Consider the following 18,451-nt stretch of genomic DNA (forward strand, 5'->3'; position numbering starts at 1 on the left):
GTGCCTCGGTACGGTCTTTCCATGGAGACGATCCGCAAACTGGCCATCCTTGCCGATGCCGCGAAGTACGACGCGTCCTGCGCCTCCAGTGGCGCGGGCAAGCGCGATTCGCGTGCATCCGGCGGCATCGGCAGTACCGAGGGGATGGGAATCTGCCACAGCTACACGCCCGATGGCCGGTGCGTGTCGCTGCTCAAGATCCTGCTGACCAACTTCTGCATCTACGACTGCGCGTACTGCGTCAACCGCGTATCGAGCAACGTGCAGCGGGCGCGTTTCAGCGTGGAGGAAGTGGTCGCGTTGACGATGGACTTCTACAAGCGCAACTACATCGAGGGGCTGTTTCTCTCCAGCGGGATCATCCGCAATGCCGACTACACCATGGAGCAGATGGTGGAGATCGCGCGCGTGCTGCGCGAAGAACGCCGGTTCAGCGGCTACATCCACCTCAAGACCATTCCGGAAGCCTCCCCGGAACTGCTTGCGCTTGCCGGTCGCCATGCCGATCGGCTGTCGATCAACATCGAGCTGCCCACCGAGGCAGGGCTGGCCAGCTTCGCGCCAGAGAAATCCCTGCCGTCGATCCGCGGCGCGATGGGCGAGCTGCGCTGGCGCATCGAGGAAGCCAAGGAAGCGCGCACGTCACATCCGGACCCTGACGCGCCATCATCCTCGGCAGCCGCCGCAGCGCCCCCCGCGCCGGCCTTGCGCGGCCGCCGGGCCGGCGCGCCCCGCTTCGCGCCGGCCGGGCAGAGCACCCAGATGATCGTCGGCGCCGACGGTGCCAGCGACAACCAGATCCTCAGCGCGGCCGACAATCTGTACGGCAACTATCGGATGCGCCGCGTCTATTACTCCGCCTTCAGCCCCATTCCCGATGCGAGCAAGGCGCTGCCCCTGCAGGCACCGCCACTGGCACGCGAGCACCGCCTCTACCAGGCGGACTGGCTGCTGCGCTTCTACGGGTACGGCGTGGAGGAAATCACCGATGCCACCCAGGGCGGCATGCTGGACCTGGACATCGACCCGAAAATGGCCTGGGCGATCCGCCACCCCGAGCGCTTCCCGGTCGATCTCAACATCGCGCCCAAGGAGCTGCTGCTACGCGTGCCCGGGCTAGGCGTGCGCAACGTCAAGCGCGTACTGATGGCGCGGCGGCATGGACGCCTGCGCGTGGCCGATGTGGCCCGCCTGCGTGCGCCGATGAGCAAGCTGCTGCCGTTCGTGCAGCTGGCCGACCATCATCCGCGGCGTGCACTGGATGACCCGGCGGCACTACGTGCCCGACTGGCACCACCGCCGCGACAGGGTGCGTTGTTCCCCGACACGGCCGCCCACTGACATGTCGCGCTGGAGTGTGCGGGTCGACCCGGCGTGGTCTCTGGAAGCGTGGCGCACCGCCGCGCGCCTGGCCCTGCGTCACGCGGTCGCGCCGGATCAACTGGACTGGTTGCCTGGCAGCGAGACGTCGCTGCTGGATGCGCCATCGCTGAGCTCGGTGGAGGACAGCGCGCCACCGGCCGAGCCGCAGGTCCATGTCCCCAAGAGCTTTGTCGAGCTGGCTGCCATCTGCCTGTGCCACCGCGATCCGCAGCGGATGTCCCTGCTCTATCGCATGCTGTGGCGCATCACCCATGGCGAACGCAGTCTGCTCACCAACCCCGCCGATGCCGACGTGCTTCGCGCCATGGCCTTGAGCCAGGCGGTACGCCGCGACACGCATAAGATGAAGGCCTTCGTGCGCTTCCGGGAGGTGCCCGGCGAACAGGACGCGTTCATTGCCTGGTTCGAACCGGATCACCAGATCGTCGACCGCGTCGCACCGTTTTTCGCGCGACGATTCGCCGGCATGCGCTGGGCGATCCTGACGCCGTACCGCAGCGTGCACTGGGATGGGCAGCAGCTGTCGTTCGGTCCGGGCGGCCACCAGAGCGATGCGCCGATGGAAGACGCACGCGAAGAATTGTGGCGCACCTACTACGCCAACATCTTCAATCCGGCCCGGCTCAACACGCGCATGATGCAGCAGGAAATGCCGGCCAAATACTGGAAACACCTGCCCGAAGCATCCTTGCTGCCGCACCTGGTCCGTGATGCCGGTGACCGGGTGCAGGAGATGCACAACCGTGAAGCACAGGCCCCGCGACGGCGTATCCCCGAGGCCATCGCCTCACCCGCGCCAGCGACGGATACCCCACCTGCCACACTGGATGCCCTGCGCGATGCTGCCGCTGCGTGCCGCCGCTGCCCGCTGTGGGAGCCGGCCACGCAGACCGTGTTCGGCGAAGGCCCGCACGACGCACGGATCATGCTGGTCGGCGAGCAGCCTGGCGACAGCGAGGACCTCAGCGGACACCCGTTCGTCGGGCCCGCCGGACAACTGCTGGATCGCGCCCTGCGCGACCTTGGCATTGATCGCCGCACGCTCTACATGACCAATGCGGTCAAGCACTTCCGCTTTGAACGGCGTGGCAAGCGGCGCATCCACAGCAAGCCGCAGATCACCCACATAAACGCCTGCCGGCCGTGGCTGATGGGCGAGATCGAGAACGTGCGACCGCAGGTGATCGTCTGCCTGGGGGCGAGCGCAGCCACCGCGGTGTTCGGCGCCGGGTTCAACCTGATGGCCAACCACGGACGCTGGCACTCACTGGAGGACGGCACCCGCGCATTCGCGACGGTGCATCCGTCGTGGGTGTTGCGGCAGCCGGCAGGTGAGCCACAGCAGGCAGCCTATCGGCTGCTGCTGTCGGACCTTCAGCAGCTGACCGGCCTTGAAGGCCGGCGTTGATTCTCCAGCGTGGGCTTGCCGGCCGGCGGCCGGCGTTACCCGTCAGCAGGACACGGGCAGGTCAGTGCGCCGCCATGTAGATGTCCTGCAGCACCGCTTTTTCCAGCTCCAGTTCGCTGAGCAGGTTCTTCACGATATCGCCCAGGCTCAGGATGCCGACCAGCTTGGTGTCTTCGGTCACCATCAGATGACGGTGACGCGAGTAGGTCATCAGCGCCATCGCCTGCTTGAGGGTGGCGTCCGGGCCGATGCCTTCCAGCCCTGCCGACGGCAAGCTGGAAATGACGCGTCGGCCGGCCTGGGGACCATCTTCCGCAAGGCTGCGCACGATGTCCTTCTCGGACACGATCCGGACCGGCGCATCGTCCTTCATCACCACCAGGGCGGCGATCTTGTGCGCGCTCATCTTGTGCGCGGCGGCACCGATGGTGTCTTCCAAATCGATGGTGACGATGGCTTCTTTCTTGGATTGCAGGAGTTCGCGGACGTTCATTCTTGTTTCCTGGTGCAGGTTACTGAAGTCGAGAGAGGCGCCTGATTGCAACGAGGTCGATGGCGATGCACCTGCCTCGGTCACTCGATTCTACGACCGCACCCTGGGCCAGGAGTTTGCAAATCTGGGACGGTTCGTCGTGGAAAGCGTGAACGACCCTGAGAATGGCACCGTGACTAAAACCGTCGCTGAATGCCGCCGCGGGGTGAGACTAAAGTTCCGGTGCAGACGGCCGTGTAGAGCCACCCCATCGGTGGCTGTTCTTCGCTACGGCTCCCGCAGCCACCCATGGGGTGGCTCTACAGGGTGATCGCACAAAAAAAAGGGTGGCCCCGCAGGACCACCCTCGATACGCGTCAGCGCCGCCTCGGCGGCGGACACATCACTCCACCGTCACGCTCTTTGCCAGGTTGCGCGGCTTGTCCACGTCTGTCCCGCGGGCCAGCGCGGTGTGATAGGCCAACAGCTGCACGGGAATCGTATGCACGATCGGGCTCAGCACACCGGCATGGCGCGGCGTCCGGATCACATGCACGCCTTCGGACTCGACGAAGTTGCTGTCCTGGTCGGCGAACACGAACAGCTCACCGCCGCGGGCACGCACTTCCTGCATGTTGGATTTGACCTTTTCCAGCAGGCTGTCGTTCGGGGCGATCACCACCACCGGCATCTCTTCATCCACCAGCGCCAGCGGGCCATGCTTGAGCTCGCCGGCCGGATAGGCCTCGGCGTGGATGTACGAGATTTCCTTGAGCTTGAGCGCGCCTTCCAGCGCGATCGGGTAATGCAGCCCACGGCCCAGGAACAACGCGCTGTTCCTGCGCGCGAAGCGCTCGGCCCACGCGGCGATCTGCGGCTCCATGTTCAGCGCATGCTGCACGCTGCCCGGCAGGAAGCGCAGCTGTTCCAGGTAGTCCGCTTCCTGGGCGGCATCGATGCGGCCATGCAGCTTGCCCAGCACCACGGTGAGCTGGAACAGCGCGGCCAGCTGGGTAGTGAAGGCCTTGGTCGACGCGACACCGATCTCGGCACCGGCACGGGTGTAGCAGACCAGTTCACTGGCACGCGGGATCGCGCTCTCGGGAACGTTGCAGATCGAGAGCGTGTGCAGGTGGCCGAGCGACTTGGCGTACTTGAGCGCCTCCATCGTATCCAGCGTTTCGCCGGACTGGGAGATGGTGACGATCAGGTGCTTGGGATTCGCGTAGGCCGCGCGATAGCGGTATTCGCTGGCGATCTCGACGCTGCACGGCAGCCCGGCGATTGCCTCGATCCAGTAGCGCGCGGTCAGCCCGGCGTAATAGCTGGTACCGCAGGCAAGAATCTGCACGCCTTCGATATCCGACAGAACGCCCTCGGCATTCTTGCCGAACAGGGTGGCCGGGAAACCGCCGGCATCGATCGCCGCTTCGATGGTGTCGCCCAGCGCGCGCGGCTGCTCGTGGATTTCCTTCTGCATGAAGTGGCGGTACGGGCCCAGCTCCAGCGACGCCAGCGACACATCGGACAGGTGCACGTCACGCACGATCGGCTGGTTGTGCTCGTCATACACCTGCACGCCATCGCGGCGGATATCGGCGGTATCGCCCTCTTCCAGGAAGATCACCGAGCGGGTGGCCTGGAGGATCGCCGAGACGTCGGAGGCGACGAAGTTCTCGCCCTCGCCCACGCCGATCAGCAGCGGGCAGCCCATGCGCGCACACACGAAGTGATCCGGCTCGGCACGACTCATCACCGCCAGCGCGTAGGCGCCAGTCAGTTCCTTGACCGTGCGCTGCAGCGCGGACAGCAGGCTGTCGCCTTCCTTGAGGTGATGGTGCATCAGGTGCGCGATCACTTCGGTGTCGGTCTGCGACTCGAAGGTGTAGCCCAACCCGCGCAGCTTCTCGCGCTGTTCTTCGTGGTTCTCGATGATGCCGTTGTGCACCAGCGCCACGCCGTGGCTGATGTGCGGGTGCGCATTGGCCTCGGTCACGCCACCGTGGGTGGCCCAGCGGGTGTGGCCGATCCCGAGCAGCGACTGGAAGCCTTCGCTCGTGGCGGCCTTCTCCATCTCGGCCACGCGGCCGGTGCGGCGGACGCGGCGGACGTCAGCTTCGGCGGCGGTGGTGTCGATCACGGCAATGCCCGACGAGTCGTAGCCCCGGTATTCCAGTCGCTTCAGGCCTTCGATGAGTACCGGTACCACGTCGCGCTGCGCGATCGCTCCCACAATGCCGCACATAGATTCAGATCCCTGCTGGTTAGCCTCGCATTCTAGCGTGGCCGCCCCGGCGGCTTGGGCGCTGTCGGCTTAACGAAAGTGTCCGGTCCGGTGTCCGCGGACACGCGGACACGCCACCCCGATCGCAACCCCTTGTTTTCAAAGGGTGAAAAGTTGGCACGAAGTCTGCTTTGGTACTCCACAACCCAACCGCGAACGAGCCCGATGATCCGCGACACTTCCGCCCAGGACCAGACCCTTTCCTCGCATGCCGCGCCCGCCCCGTGGAAGCGCTGGCTGTGGCCGGCGGTCGCCGCGCTGGTCGTGCTGCTGGCGATCGGCTTCGCCGCCCGTGCCTGGCTCGGGGCCAGCCGCTCCTTCGACAGCGCCCGCGTCCGCATCGCCGAGGTCACCCGCGGCGACATGGTCCGCGACATCGCCGCGGACGGTCGCGTGATCGCGGCCAACAACCCGGTGCTGTATGCGATCTCCGCCGGCAACGTGAACCTGAAGGTGGTGGCCGGTGACGTGGTCAAGCAGGGCCAGGAACTGGCCGTGATCGACAGCCCCGAACTGCGCAGCAAGCTGGCCCAGGAACAGGCCACCCTGGCCGGTCTGCAGGCCGAGGCGAGCCGCGCCACCCTGGATGCGACCCTGGCGCGCGCCACGGCCCAGAAGGATACCGACCAGGCGGTGATCGAACGCCAGGCGGCCGTGCGCGATCTGGAACGCTACAAGCGTGGCTTCGATGGGGGCGCGGTGCCGCAGGTCGATGTCGCCAAGGCCGAAGACACGGTCAAGAAGAGCGACATCCAGCTCGAACATGCCCGCAAGGACGCCCTGCTCAAGGCCCAGGGCGCCGACCTCGATGCGCGCAACAAGCGCCTGCTCGCCGACCGCCAGCGTGCGGTGGTGACCGAGGTCGAGCGCCAGGTCGACGCCCTCACGCTGCGTGCGCCGTTCGATGGCCAGGTCGGCCAGGTGCAGGCGACCCAGCACACCAACGTGGTCGCCAATGCGCCGATCCTGGGCGTGGTCGACCTGTCGCGCTTCGAGATCGAGATCAAGGTGCCGGAGAGTTTCGCCCGCGAGCTGACGATCGGCATGCCTGCGCAGCTGACCGGCGGCAGCGGCCAGTTCGCCGGTGAGATCTCCGCGGTGTCCCCGGAAGTGGTCGCCGGTGAGGTCAACGCCCGCATCCGCTTTGCCGACAAGCAACCGCAGGGCCTGCGCCAGAGCCAGCGGATGCAGGCGCGCGTGCTGCTCGATACCCGCCGCAATGCCCTGAAGATCGAACGCGGCCCGTTCGTCGAACAGGGCAACGGCTACGCCTACGTCATGGACGGCAGCAGTGCGGTCCGTCGCCCGGTCAAGCTCGGTGTGAGCAGCCTGGGCGAAGTGGAAATCCTCTCTGGCCTGCAGCCCGGCGATCGCGTCGTGGTGTCCGGCAGCGATCTGTTCGGCGATGCCGAGCGCGTCTCCATCAACTGATTCAGTCCCTTTCGATCCTCTCGACTTTCAAAGGAAAACAGCCATGCTTGAAATGCGCTCGGTCGCCAAAGTCTTCCGCACCGAACAGGTGGAAACCCACGCCCTGCGGTCGCTGGACCTGCATGTCCGCGAAGGCGAGTTCGTCGCCGTGACCGGTCCGTCCGGTTCGGGCAAGACCACCTTCCTCAACATCGCCGGCCTGCTGGAGACCTTCACCAGCGGCACCTACCTGCTCGATGGCCAGGACGTCAGCCAGCTCGGCGATGACGCGCGCAGCCGCCTGCGCAACCAGAAGATCGGCTTCATCTTCCAGGGCTTCAACCTGATCTCCGATCTGAACCTGTTCGACAACGTCGATGTGCCGCTGCGCTACCGCGGCATGCCCGCTGCCGAGCGCAAGGAGCGCATCGAGCACGCGCTGGCCCAGGTGGGCCTGGGCTCGCGCATGAAGCATTACCCGGCCGAACTCTCCGGTGGTCAGCAGCAGCGCGCCGCGATCGCGCGGGCGCTGGCGGGCAGCCCGCGCCTGCTGCTGGCCGATGAACCGACCGGCAACCTGGACAGCCAGATGGCCCGTGGCGTCATGGAGCTGCTGGAAGAAATCAATGCCAAGGGCACCACGATCGTGATGGTGACCCACGATCCCGAATTGGCCGCCCGTGCCAAGCGCAACGTGCACATCGTCGACGGCCAGGTCACCGACCTGCTGCGCGACCCGGTGCTTTCCACGCCGCGCCCCGCGGTTGCTGCTGCCATCGCCAACGACTGAGGCCGGCCATGATCGCTTACTACTTCCGACTGGCCCTGCGCAGCTTCCGGCGCAACAAGGTGCTGACCGCGCTGATGGTGATCGCCATCGCGCTGGGCATCGGCGCGTCGATGACCACGCTGACCGTGTTCCACGTGCTGTCCGGTGATCCGATTCCGCAGAAGAGCGACCGGCTCTTCAGCGTGCAGATTGATCCACAGTCGGCGCTTGGCTATCAGCCTGGCGAAGAACCGGCCGACCAGTTGACCCGCTTCGATGCCACCAGACTGCTGAGCGAGAAACATGCCAAGCGCCAGGCGATGATGACCGGTGGCGGCGTCACCATCGAGCCGGACAGCAGCACGCTGCGTCCGTTCGTCACGGATTCTCGCTACACCTCGGGCGACTTCTTCCCGATGTTCGATACCCCGTTCCAGTACGGCCAGGGCTGGAAGGAATCCGATGACGAGGGCCGCGGCAGGGTCGCGGTGATCACGAAGACACTCAACCAGAAGCTGTTCGATGGCGCCAACAGCGTCGGCAAGTCACTGCGCATCAATGGCAACACGATGACCGTGGTGGGCGTTCTGGACGAGTGGCACCCCAACCCGCACTTCTACGATCTCAACACCGGTCGCTATGGCGACAGCGAAGATGTGTTCGTTCCCTTCACCACGGCCATCGAGCTGAAGTTCGACCGCAGCGGCAGCATGGACTGCTTCGGCCGCCGCAACGAACCCGATCCGACCGGCCCGACCGCCAGCTGCACCTGGATCCAGTACTGGGTGGAGCTGGAGAACGCCGGGCAAGCTGCGGAGTACCGCCGCTACCTGGAGAACTACTCCGACCAGCAGCGTGCGGCCGGCCGCTTCGAGCGTCCCAACAACGTCCGTCTGCGCAATGTCATGGAGTGGCTGGACTACAAGAAGGTGGTCCCCGGTGACGTGCGCCTGCAGCTGTGGTTGGCGATGGGCTTCCTGCTGGTCTGCCTGATCAATACCGTGGGCCTGCTGCTGGCCAAGTTCCTGCGCCGCAGCGGCGAGATCGGCGTGCGCCGGGCGCTGGGTGCCAGCCGCGGCCAGATCTTCCTGCAGTCGCTCATCGAGGCCGGTACGGTCGGCCTGGCCGGCGGCCTGCTCGGCCTGGTGCTCGCGATGCTGGGACTGTACGCGGTGCGCCAGCAACCGGTGGACTACGCCAAGCTGGCCACGCTGGATGGGCAGATGCTGCTGATGACCTTCGCGCTGACCTTGGTCGCCAGCCTGTTGGCCGGTTTCCTGCCGGCGCTGCGCGCCATGCAGGTCGCGCCCGCCATCCAACTCAAATCGCAGTAAGGATCCGGAGCACACCATGGATATCCGTCCCATCCTCTCCACCCTGCGCCGGCATAAAACCGCCGCGTCGCTGATCGTGCTCGAGATCGCCCTGACCTGCGCCATCGTCTGCAATGCGCTGTTCCTGATCGGGCAGCGCATCGAGAAGATCAACCAGCCCAGCGGCATCGCCGAGACCGAACTGATCGAAGTCCGCCTGGGCGGCATCGGCACCCAGGTCAATGCGGCCGCGCGCACCCGCGAAGACCTGGCGGCGTTGCAGGCCATTCCGGGCGTCAAGAGTGCCGTGACGTTGAACCAGATTCCGTTCCGCAACAGCTCCTGGAACACGGGCCTGGGGCTGACCCCCAACCAGGAACGCTCGACGCTGAGCACCTCCCAGTACTTCGCCCGCGAAGGCGCGCTGGAGACACTGGGCGTGGAGCTGATCGCCGGCCGTGATTTCCAGAGCGACGAATACCGCGACGCAGCGGATGCCCTGACCGACGAGAACGCCGAAAAAACGGGCTCGGCGATCATCGTCACCAAGGCGATTGCCGACAAGATGTTCCCCGGCGGTGATGCCTTGGGCAAGACGGTCTACAGCGGTTCCATGCCGCTGCGCATCGTCGGCATCGTCAAGGTGCTGGCCCGCCCGAACCCGGTTGGCGGCGACATCCAGTATTCGATCATGCTGCCGTTGCGGGCGACCTACGACGAAGGCTTCTACCTGATCCGTGTCACCGATCCCGCGCGTCGGGACGAGGTGATCAAGGCAGCAGTGACGGCACTGGAACGTGTCGATTCGAGCCGGCTGATCCGCGGCAAATCCACCTACGAGGAACAGCGCAACAAGTACTTCGCCAATGACCGCGCCATGGTCGGCCTGCTGATCACCGTGTGCGTTGCCCTGCTGGTGGTGACGGCACTGGGCATCGTTGGTCTGGCCAGCTTCTGGGTGCAGCAGCGCACCAAGCAGATCGGCATCCGCCGGGCGCTGGGCGCGACCCGCAGCCAGATCCTGCGCTACTTCCAGACCGAGAACTTCCTGTTGGCCACGGTTGGGATCGTGTTGGGCATGTTGATGGCCTACACGATCAATCTGTGGCTGATGAACAACTACGAGCTGCCACGCATGCCCATCAGTTACCTGCCGATCGGCGCGGTACTGCTGTGGCTGCTGGGCCAGATCGCTGTCTTCGGCCCGGCCCGTCGCGCCGCCGCCGTCCCCCCTGCCGTTGCCACCCGGAGTGCCTGAAATGCGCAAGACCAATACCAAGACCAAGACCAGGATCACGACCCTGTTGTTGTCCCTCCTGCTGGCCAGCGCACCTGCGCTGGCCGCCACCCAGACCGATACCGCACGCCTGGAGTGGCGTGACGCCGGCCACCATCTGGTGGTCGATGCCCGGGATGGCATCGTGCGCGTCACCACCACCGAACCGAGCAGCTACTTCGGTGTGCGCAGCGGCGACCGGATCCTGCGCGTGGATGGCCAGCCCGTCCGGCGCATGGCCGACCTCACCCATGCGCTGGTTGGCAACAAGGCCACCCGGGTGCCCGTCGTCGTGCTGCGCAAGGGCGACCAGGTGACCGTGGATGTCGACACCGCCGCCTGGAGCGAGGTGCTGGCGGTCGAGACACCGCCCATCCCCCAGCCCGCAACGCCGCCACGCGCCGGCGGCTGAGGCCTGCCACGCCGGGCCATCTGCCCCTTGGCCCGGCGCTCCGGTACTCTTGATTCCACTTCCGGTCCTACGTTGCCGCATGCCCTCGATCCTGATCATTGACGACAACGCCAGCGTCGGCACCGCACTCGACGTGCTGTTCTCGCTGCACGACATCGATACCCTGCACGCGCTCTCGCCCGAGCAGGGGCTGGCGCTGCTGGAACAACAGCCGGTGGATCTGGTGATCCAGGACATGAACTTCACCGAGGACACCACCTCCGGCGAAGAAGGCGAAGCCCTGTTCCAGCAGATCCGTGCACGTCATCCGGACCTGCCGGTGATCCTGTTGACCGCCTGGACACATCTGAGCAGCGCGGTCGATCTGGTCAAGGCGGGCGCGGCGGACTACCTGGCCAAGCCATGGGACGACCGCAAGCTGCTGATCACGGTCAACAACCTGCTGGAGCTCTCCGAAACCCGCCGCGAACTCGATCGCCGCCGCGACCGCGAACAGCGCGATCGCTCGGCGCTGGAAGCGCGCTACGATCTGCGCGGTGCCGTGGTGGCCGATCCGGCCAGCGAGCGCGTGGTCAGCCTGGCCTGCCAGGTGGCACGCTCGGCACTGCCGGTGCTGATCACCGGCCCCAACGGCGCGGGCAAGGAGAAGATCGCCGAGATCATCCAGGCCAACTCGCTGGTGGCCAAGGGGCCGTTCGTCGCGCTCAACTGCGGCGCGATTCCGTCCGAGCTGATCGAGGCGGAATTGTTCGGTGCCGAGGCTGGTGCCTACACCGGTGCCAACAAGGCACGCGAAGGCAAGTTCGAGGCCGCCGATGGCGGCACCCTGTTCCTGGATGAGATCGGCAATCTCTCTGCCAGTGGACAGATGAAACTGCTGCGCGTGCTGGAAACCGGCCGTTTCGAACGGCTGGGTTCCAACCGCGAGCGGCAGGTGAAGGTCCGCGTCATCAGCGCGACCAACGCCGATCTGCCCACGATGATCCGCGATGGCCAGTTCCGCGAGGATCTGTACTACCGCCTCAACACTGTCGAGCTGGCGCTGCCGGCCTTGGCCGACCGCCCCGGCGACATCCTGCCGCTGGCCGAACGCTTCCTGGACACTGGCAAGCCACTGTCCACCGCGGCGGCCACCGCGCTTCAGCGGCATGCCTGGCCGGGCAATGTGCGCGAGCTGCGCAACGTGCTGCAGCGCGCCCAACTGTTCGCGACGGGACCGCGCATCGAGGCAGGCGATCTCAACCTGCCGCGCGCCGCGGCCCCGCGCGCGGCCAGCCCGGCCGTGGACCCGGACCGCAGCCGGATCGAAACCGCACTGGCGCATAACCACGGCATCATTGCCCAGACCGCTGCCGAACTCGGGCTCAGCCGCCAGGCGCTGTACCGGCGCATGGACCGTTACGGCATCCCGCGCGAATGAAGCGGCGCTCGTTCACCTTCCGGCTGTTCCTGCGGCTGCTGCCGGTCCTGGCACTGGCAGCTGCATTCCCGTGGTATCTGGCGTTCTGGTTGGACCATGGTTGGGCGGTCACCTGCATTTCGGTTGTCGTGCTGCTGGCGCTGATGTGGTGGAGCCTGCGCCGCGCGACCGCACCGATCCGCTCGTTGCTGCGCGCCCTGTCCGGCACCACCAGCAGCTACCGCGACGGTGAATACAACTTCGGCATCTATTGGCCCTCCAATGATGAGCTGGGCGATCTGGTCCAGGCCCACCGCGAACTGGGCGATGTGCTGCGTGCGCAGCGCCAGGACCTGGTCCAGCGCGAGCTGCTGCTGGACACCATGGTGCAGAACACGCCGGTATCGATGCTGTTGCTGGCACACGGGGGCGACGGCGTGCAGCGCGTGGTGTTTTCCAACCTGGCGGCGCGCAAGTTGCTGCACAACGGTTGGAAGCTGGAGGGCCAGCGCATGGACGACGTCATGGCGACGATGCCGATCGAGCTGCGCGACGCCATCGCCCGCGGGGGCGACAGCCTCTTCGCGGTGCGTGGCGAAGGCCAGGACAGCGACGATGAGCGCGATGAGGACGACGAGCAGATCTATCACCTGTCACGCCGCAACTTCCATCTCAACGGCCGCCCGCACGATCTGCTGTTGATCCGCCTGCTGACCGCCGAACTGCGCCGCCAGGAAGTGCAGACCTGGAAGAAGGTGATCCGGGTGATCAGCCACGAGTTGAACAACTCCCTGGCGCCGATCGCCTCGTTGGCGCATTCCGGTGGCGAGCTGGTCCGGCGCGGCAAGACCGGGCGGCTGGAAGAGGTGTTCGCCACCATCGAGGAGCGCGCGCGTCATCTGGAGGGCTTCATCCGCGGCTATGCGCGGTTCGCCAAGCTGCCACAGCCGCAGTTGCAGACCGTACAGTGGAACCTGTTCCTGGGCGGGCTGCAGCACCAGATTCCGTTCCGGATGGCGGAGGTACCCGACGATCTGCAGAGCCGCGTGGACATCGCCCAGCTCGGGCAGGCGCTGCTGAACCTGCTCAAGAATGCCCATGAAGCGTGTGGCGAGGCCGAGCCGCCGAATGACGACGTCGAGGTCCGCCTGACCCGCCTGCCCCAGTGGCTGCGGCTGGAAGTACTGGATCGCGGCAAGGGCATGAACGAGGCGGTGCTGCAGAACGCGTTGATGCCGTTCTATTCGACCAAGCGCAACGGCACCGGGCTCGGCCTGGCGCTGACCCGTGAGATCGTCGAAGCGCATGGTGGCCGCATTTCGCTGCAGAACCGCCGCGAGGGCGGTCTGTGCGTGGCGGTGTTCCTGCCGGCTGACGCCCGGTAGACCGGCCGCTGGGCGGCACCGTCGTGGCCCCGGGATCGCCTGGTTGCCGGCCAGCGGCCGGCACTACTTCTTCGTCGGGCGCTTCCAGCCGTCGATGGTTTCCTGACGTGCGCGGGCGACGGTCAGTTTGTCCGCCGGGGCGCCGCGGGTGATCACCGAGCCAGCGGCGACGGTTGCGCCTTCCCCGATCACGACCGGCGCGACCAGCGAGCTGTTGGATCCGATGAAGGCACGATCGCCGATCGTGGTCTGCGACTTGTTCACCCCGTCGTAGTTGCAGGTGATGGTGCCCGCACCGATGTTGACCTTGCTGCCGATCACCGCGTCGCCCAGATAGGTAAGGTGGTTGGCCTTGCTGCCGGCACCGAGCACGACTTTCTTGGTTTCCACGAAGTTGCCCACGTGCGAGCCCTCCCCCAGCACGGTGCCGGGGCGCAGCCGCGCGAACGGACCGATGTCTGCCGCACCTTCGCTGACCACGCCCTCCAGATCGCAGTGCGGCTTGACCACGGTGCCTGCGGCCAGGGAAACATCCTTGAGCCGGGTGAACGCGCCGATGCTGACGCCATCGCCCAGCACCACACGTCCCTCCAGGATCACGTTGACGTCGATCTGCACGTCGCTGCCGACCGTGACGGTGCCACGGATATCCAGCCGTGCCGGGTCCAGCACGCGTGCGCCCTGCGCGCACAGCGCACGCACTTCGCGCAGCTGCCAGGCGCGTTCAAGCTGGGCCAGCTGCCATGGATCGTTGGCACCTTCGGCGTCCTGCGGGTCCTGCACGAATGCCATCTCGGCCGGCGTGTAATCGCTGGCCGCCGCGGCAAAGATGTCGGTCAGGTAGTACTCGCCCTGCGCGTTCGCATTGGACAGCTGCGACAACCAACGGCGCAGTGCCGTGGATTCGGCGGTGATGATGCCGGTATTGATGGTCCGGATGCTGCGCTGTTCGTCGGTGGCGTCTTTCTGCTCGACGATCGCCCCGACCTTGCCCTCGGCATTGCGCACGATGCGCCCGTAGCCCGTCGGATCGGCGACCTCGGCCACCAGCACGGCCAAGCGGCCCGGCTGCGACAACAGGTGGCGCAACGTTTCGCCGCGGATCAACGGCACATCGCCGTACAACACCAGAACGGTTGCCGCATCCGGCACTTCCGGCATGGCCTGCAGCACGGCATGCCCGGTGCCCAGCTGCTCGCTCTGCTCCGCCCAGCGCAGATCGGGCTGATCGGCCAATGCCTGCCGCACTGCTTCGCCGCCATGGCCATACACCACATGGATCGCTTCAGGCTGCAGCTGACGCGCGGTCTCGATGACGTGGGCGAGCATCGGGCGGCCGGCGATCGGCTGCAGCACCTTGGGCAGGGCCGACTTCATGCGCTTGCCGGCGCCGGCGGCCAGGATGATCACGTGCAGGGGCTGGGTCATGGGTAGATCACGTTCCGGGTATCGTTGATGGGAATTCTAGTGCGACGCTCGTTAACATGTGGGATTGTCCGCACCCGGAGTGCACGTGAGTCTCCTCCGCCAAGGCAGCCGCTATCTCGTCGTCGGCCTGGTCCAGCTGGTGTTGGACTGGGCCGTGTTCGTGGCTGCCACCGCACTGGGAATGCCAGCGGCACCCGGCAACCTGCTGGGGCGCGTGAGCGGCATGCTGCTCGGCTTCTGGCTCAATGGCCGCTACACGTTTGCCCGCGATGGTGAGCATCGTCTGGGCTGGCCACGCTTTGCGCGCTTCCTGCTGCTGTGGGCCGTGCTGACGGCCATCAGTACGCTGCTGGTGACCCTGGCCGCCGAGCACCTGGGGCTGCGCTATGCGTGGCTGGCCAAACCGTTGGTGGAGGGCGGGCTGGCCGGGCTGTCATTCCTGCTGATGCGGAGCCTGATCTTCCGCTGATCCGGCGTACCGGGAGGCAGGCAAAAAAAAACGCCGGCAAGCCGGCGTTTTCCCCCTTGCGGATGGCGCCGTCGCGCCGCCCCGCTTAGTGCTTGAGGTTCTTGCGCAGGCGCTCCAGCGCCTGCAGCTGGGCGGACACTTCCGCCAGGCGCTGCTGCGCTTCCGCCACTTCCATTGCTTCACCACGGTTGGCCAGGATGCGCTCGGCTTCTTCCTTGGCCTTGCGGACCGAGGCTTCGTCGATGTCCTGGGCACGGATCGCGGTGTCGGCCAGCACGGTCACGACCTGCGGCTGCACTTCGAGAATGCCGCCGGAGATGGCGAAGTCGATCTGCTCGCCGCTCGGCGTGGTCACCACCACCTTGCCCGGCTTCAGGCGGGTGATCAGCGGGGCGTGCTTGGGCGCGATGCCCAGCTCACCCAGCTCACCGGTGGCCACGACCAGGGTCGCCTCACCACGGAAGATTTCCTGCTCGGCGCTGACGATGTCGCAACGGATGGTGCTCATGAAACTCTTCTCGCTTTAGGGCGGGCTCGCGCCCACCGCAGGATGTCCTCAGCGGTGGGCCTGCGCCCACCCCGTGTGACGGGTCGGGACGGGCATGTCGCCCGTCCCCGCCGCATCAGGCCTTTTCAGCCATCTTCTTGGCCTTCTCGACCGCTTCTTCGATGCTGCCGACCATGTAGAACGCCTGTTCCGGCAGGTGGTCGTATTCGCCATCGACGATGGCCTTGAAGCCACGGATGGTGTCCTTCAGCGACACATACTTGCCCGGCGAACCGGTGAACACTTCGGCCACGTGGAACGGCTGGCTGAAGAAGCGCTCGATCTTACGGGCGCGGGTCACGGCCTGCTTGTCTTCTTCGGACAGTTCGTCCATGCCCAGGATGGCGATGATGTCCTTCAGCTCCTTGTACTTCTGCAAGGTCTGCTGGACGCGCTGGGCGGTGTCGTAATGCTCGTGGCCAATGACCAGCGGATCCATCTGGCGGCTGGTCGAGTCGAGCGGATCCACGGCCGGGTAGATACCCAGCGAGGCGATCGAACGCGACAGGGTCACGGTCGAATCCAGGTGGGCGAACGTGGTGGCCGGCGACGGATCGGTCAAGTCATCGGCGGGCACGTAGACGGCCTGGATCGAGGTGATCGAGCCGTTCTTGGTCGAGGTGATGCGCTCCTGCAGAACGCCCATTTCCTCGGCCAGGGTCGGCTGGTAACCCACGGCCGACGGCATACGGCCCAGCAGTGCCGACACTTCGGTACCGGCCAGGGTGTAGCGGTAGATGTTGTCGACGAACAGCAGCACGTCCTTGCCCTTGCCGTTCTCGTCCTTCTCATCGCGGAAGTATTCGGCCATGGTCAGGCCGGTCAGGGCGACGCGCAGACGGTTGCCCGGCGGCTCGTTCATCTGGCCGTACACCATCGCGACCTTGTCCAGGACGTTGGAGTCCTTCATCTCGTGGTAGAAGTCGTTGCCCTCACGGGTACGCTCACCCACGCCGGCGAACACGGACAGACCGCTGTGCGCCTTGGCGATGTTGTTGATCAGTTCCATCATGTTGACGGTCTTGCCGACGCCGGCGCCGCCGAACAGGCCGACCTTGCCGCCCTTGGCGAACGGGCACATCAGGTCGATGACCTTGATGCCGGTTTCCAGCAGCTCGGTGGCCGGGGACTGGTCTTCGTACGACGGGGCCGAACGATGGATTTCCCAGGTGTCACTGGCGGTGACCGGACCGGCTTCGTCGATCGGGCGACCCAGCACGTCCATGATGCGGCCCAGCGTGCCCGCGCCGACCGGCACCGAGATGGCGCGTTCGGTGTTGGTGGCGACCAGGTTGCGCTTCAGGCCGTCGGTGGAGCCCAGCGCGATGCAACGGACCACGCCGTCGCCCAGCTGCTGCTGCACTTCCAGCGTGATTTCGGTGTTGTCCACCTTCAGCGCGTGGTACACCTTCGGCACCGACTCGCGGGGGAATTCGACGTCGACGACGGCGCCGATGATCTGAACGATCTTGCCCTGACTCATTGCTGCAATCCTCTAATGTGTGCTTTGACTGTGCGCGTCAGACTGCTGCCGCGCCGCCGACGATTTCGGAGATTTCCTGGGTGATCGCTGCCTGGCGGGCCTTGTTGTAGACCAGCTGCAGGGTTCCGATCAGCTTGTTCGCGTTGTCACTGGCCGACTTCATCGCGACCATGCGGGCTGCATGCTCGGACGCGACGTTTTCCAGCACGGCCTGGTACACCAGCGACTCGACGTAACGCGTCATCACGTGCTCAAGCACGGTCGCAGCGTCGGGTTCGTACAGGTAGTCCCAGTCGTGATGCGCGACCTGCTTCTCAGCAGCCGGCAACGGCAGCAGCTGATCGAAGCTGGCCTTCTGCGTCATCGTATTGATGAAGCGGTTGTAGACCAGGTACACGCGGTCAACCTTGCCGTCGGTGAACGCATCGAGCATCACCTTGATCACGCCGATCAGCTGTTCCAGGTGCGGCACATCGCCCATGTGGGTGACGGTGCCGACCATGTTGACCTTGACGCGACGGAAGAAGGTCGAGGCTTTCTGGCCGACGGTGACCACGTCGATGTCGGCGCCCTTGTCCTGCCACTGGCGCATTTCGCCCAGCATCTTGCGGAACAGGTTGTTGTTCAGGCCGCCGGCCAGACCGCGGTCGGACGAGACCACGATGTAACCGACGCGCTTGACCTCGTCACGCTGGACCAGGAACGGATGCTGGTAGTCGGTGCTGGCCTGGGCCAGGTGACCGATCACCTGCTTCATCGCCTGCGCATACGGACGCGACGTCTTCATCCGCTCCTGCGCTTTGCGGATTTTGGAGGCCGAGACCATTTCGAGCGCACGCGTCACCTTGCGGGTGTTCTGCACGCTCTTGATCTTGGTTTTGATTTCGCGTCCGCTTGCCATCTCTTCTTCCCGTGGCGCGGGGCACAGGCCCCGCGTTTGACGTAGAGCGGAGCCGTGGACCCCGTGGTTGAAACCCCCGGAGCCACCCAACCCGCAAAAAGCACCGGAATAA

Annotated in this window: 16 protein-coding genes; 10 read left to right on the forward strand and 6 right to left on the reverse strand. The window is 65.8% G+C overall.

Translation table 11 applies throughout. The features are described from left to right. Positions 1-21: 21 nt before the first annotated feature. On the forward strand, positions 22-1,341 hold the full coding sequence (locus ABE422_RS15985) for a putative DNA modification/repair radical SAM protein (protein ID WP_346483312.1): 1,320 nt from the start codon (positions 22-24) through the stop codon (positions 1,339-1,341). A gap of 1 nt (position 1,342) precedes the next feature. Beyond that, on the forward strand, positions 1,343-2,791 hold the full coding sequence (locus tag ABE422_RS15990) for a UdgX family uracil-DNA binding protein (RefSeq protein WP_346483313.1): 1,449 nt from the start codon (positions 1,343-1,345) through the stop codon (positions 2,789-2,791). Between the two features lie 61 nt (positions 2,792-2,852). On the opposite strand, the gene ABE422_RS15995 is transcribed toward ABE422_RS15990, so the two are convergent. Next, positions 2,853-3,284 carry a CBS domain-containing protein gene (locus tag ABE422_RS15995; protein WP_346483314.1) on the reverse strand — a complete coding sequence of 144 codons (432 nt, stop codon included), beginning with the start codon at positions 3,282-3,284 and terminating at the stop codon, positions 2,853-2,855. Positions 3,285-3,666: 382 nt separating this feature from the next. After that, on the reverse strand, positions 3,667-5,508 hold the full coding sequence (gene glmS, locus ABE422_RS16000; RefSeq protein ID WP_346483315.1) for a glutamine--fructose-6-phosphate transaminase (isomerizing): 1,842 nt from the start codon (positions 5,506-5,508) through the stop codon (positions 3,667-3,669). Between the two features lie 204 nt (positions 5,509-5,712). On the opposite strand from glmS, the gene ABE422_RS16005 reads away from it, so the two are divergent. The 7 genes from ABE422_RS16005 to ABE422_RS16035 all read left to right on the forward strand — a co-directional run bounded on the left by ABE422_RS16005 (position 5,713) and on the right by ABE422_RS16035 (position 13,511). Then, positions 5,713-6,978 carry an efflux RND transporter periplasmic adaptor subunit gene (locus ABE422_RS16005; protein WP_346481605.1) on the forward strand — a complete coding sequence of 422 codons (1,266 nt, stop codon included), beginning with the start codon at positions 5,713-5,715 and terminating at the stop codon, positions 6,976-6,978. Positions 6,979-7,021: 43 nt separating this feature from the next. Beyond that, positions 7,022-7,747: an ABC transporter ATP-binding protein gene (locus ABE422_RS16010; RefSeq protein ID WP_176988123.1), complete on the forward strand. Its 726-nt coding sequence runs from the start codon at positions 7,022-7,024 to the stop codon at positions 7,745-7,747. Between the two features lie 8 nt (positions 7,748-7,755). Beyond that, the gene (locus ABE422_RS16015; RefSeq protein WP_313209108.1) at positions 7,756-9,060 is read left to right on the forward strand and encodes an ABC transporter permease; all 1,305 of its coding nucleotides are present in this window, start codon (positions 7,756-7,758) and stop codon (positions 9,058-9,060) included. Positions 9,061-9,076: 16 nt separating this feature from the next. Continuing rightward, a complete protein-coding gene (locus tag ABE422_RS16020) occupies positions 9,077-10,297 on the forward strand; it encodes an FtsX-like permease family protein (protein WP_313209107.1) in 1,221 nt (406 codons plus the stop codon). A gap of 1 nt (position 10,298) precedes the next feature. Beyond that, positions 10,299-10,727: a PDZ domain-containing protein gene (locus ABE422_RS16025; protein ID WP_346463515.1), complete on the forward strand. Its 429-nt coding sequence runs from the start codon at positions 10,299-10,301 to the stop codon at positions 10,725-10,727. A gap of 79 nt (positions 10,728-10,806) precedes the next feature. After that, positions 10,807-12,147 carry a sigma-54 dependent transcriptional regulator gene (locus ABE422_RS16030; RefSeq protein ID WP_346463517.1) on the forward strand — a complete coding sequence of 447 codons (1,341 nt, stop codon included), beginning with the start codon at positions 10,807-10,809 and terminating at the stop codon, positions 12,145-12,147. After that, the gene (locus ABE422_RS16035; RefSeq protein ID WP_346483316.1) at positions 12,144-13,511 is read left to right on the forward strand and encodes a HAMP domain-containing sensor histidine kinase; all 1,368 of its coding nucleotides are present in this window, start codon (positions 12,144-12,146) and stop codon (positions 13,509-13,511) included. Before ABE422_RS16030 ends, ABE422_RS16035 begins: the two co-directional genes overlap by 4 nt. A gap of 63 nt (positions 13,512-13,574) precedes the next feature. Here the strand turns inward: ABE422_RS16035 and glmU are convergent, their stop codons facing one another. After that, entirely contained in the window at positions 13,575-14,939 is a 1,365-nt protein-coding gene (glmU, locus tag ABE422_RS16040) for a bifunctional UDP-N-acetylglucosamine diphosphorylase/glucosamine-1-phosphate N-acetyltransferase GlmU (protein WP_313209103.1), read from the reverse strand. A gap of 85 nt (positions 14,940-15,024) precedes the next feature. On the opposite strand from glmU, the gene ABE422_RS16045 reads away from it, so the two are divergent. After that, positions 15,025-15,408, forward strand: a complete 384-nt coding sequence (locus ABE422_RS16045; RefSeq protein ID WP_313209102.1) for a GtrA family protein — start codon at positions 15,025-15,027, stop codon at positions 15,406-15,408. A gap of 85 nt (positions 15,409-15,493) precedes the next feature. On the opposite strand, the gene ABE422_RS16050 is transcribed toward ABE422_RS16045, so the two are convergent. The 3 genes from ABE422_RS16050 to atpG all read right to left on the reverse strand — a co-directional run bounded on the left by ABE422_RS16050 (position 15,494) and on the right by atpG (position 18,339). Next, positions 15,494-15,916 carry a F0F1 ATP synthase subunit epsilon gene (locus ABE422_RS16050; protein ID WP_019183637.1) on the reverse strand — a complete coding sequence of 141 codons (423 nt, stop codon included), beginning with the start codon at positions 15,914-15,916 and terminating at the stop codon, positions 15,494-15,496. 115 nt (positions 15,917-16,031) lie between these two features. Then, positions 16,032-17,438 (reverse strand): F0F1 ATP synthase subunit beta, encoded by a 1,407-nt coding sequence (gene atpD / locus ABE422_RS16055; protein WP_313209101.1) that lies wholly within the window; start codon positions 17,436-17,438, stop codon positions 16,032-16,034. A 37-nt stretch (positions 17,439-17,475) separates the two neighbouring features. Next, positions 17,476-18,339 carry a F0F1 ATP synthase subunit gamma gene (gene atpG / locus ABE422_RS16060; protein ID WP_176988116.1) on the reverse strand — a complete coding sequence of 288 codons (864 nt, stop codon included), beginning with the start codon at positions 18,337-18,339 and terminating at the stop codon, positions 17,476-17,478. Positions 18,340-18,451 lie beyond the last annotated feature (112 nt).

Source organism: Stenotrophomonas sp. TWI1151 (assembly GCF_039673135.1).
Classification (GTDB): Bacteria; Pseudomonadota; Gammaproteobacteria; order Xanthomonadales; family Xanthomonadaceae; genus Stenotrophomonas.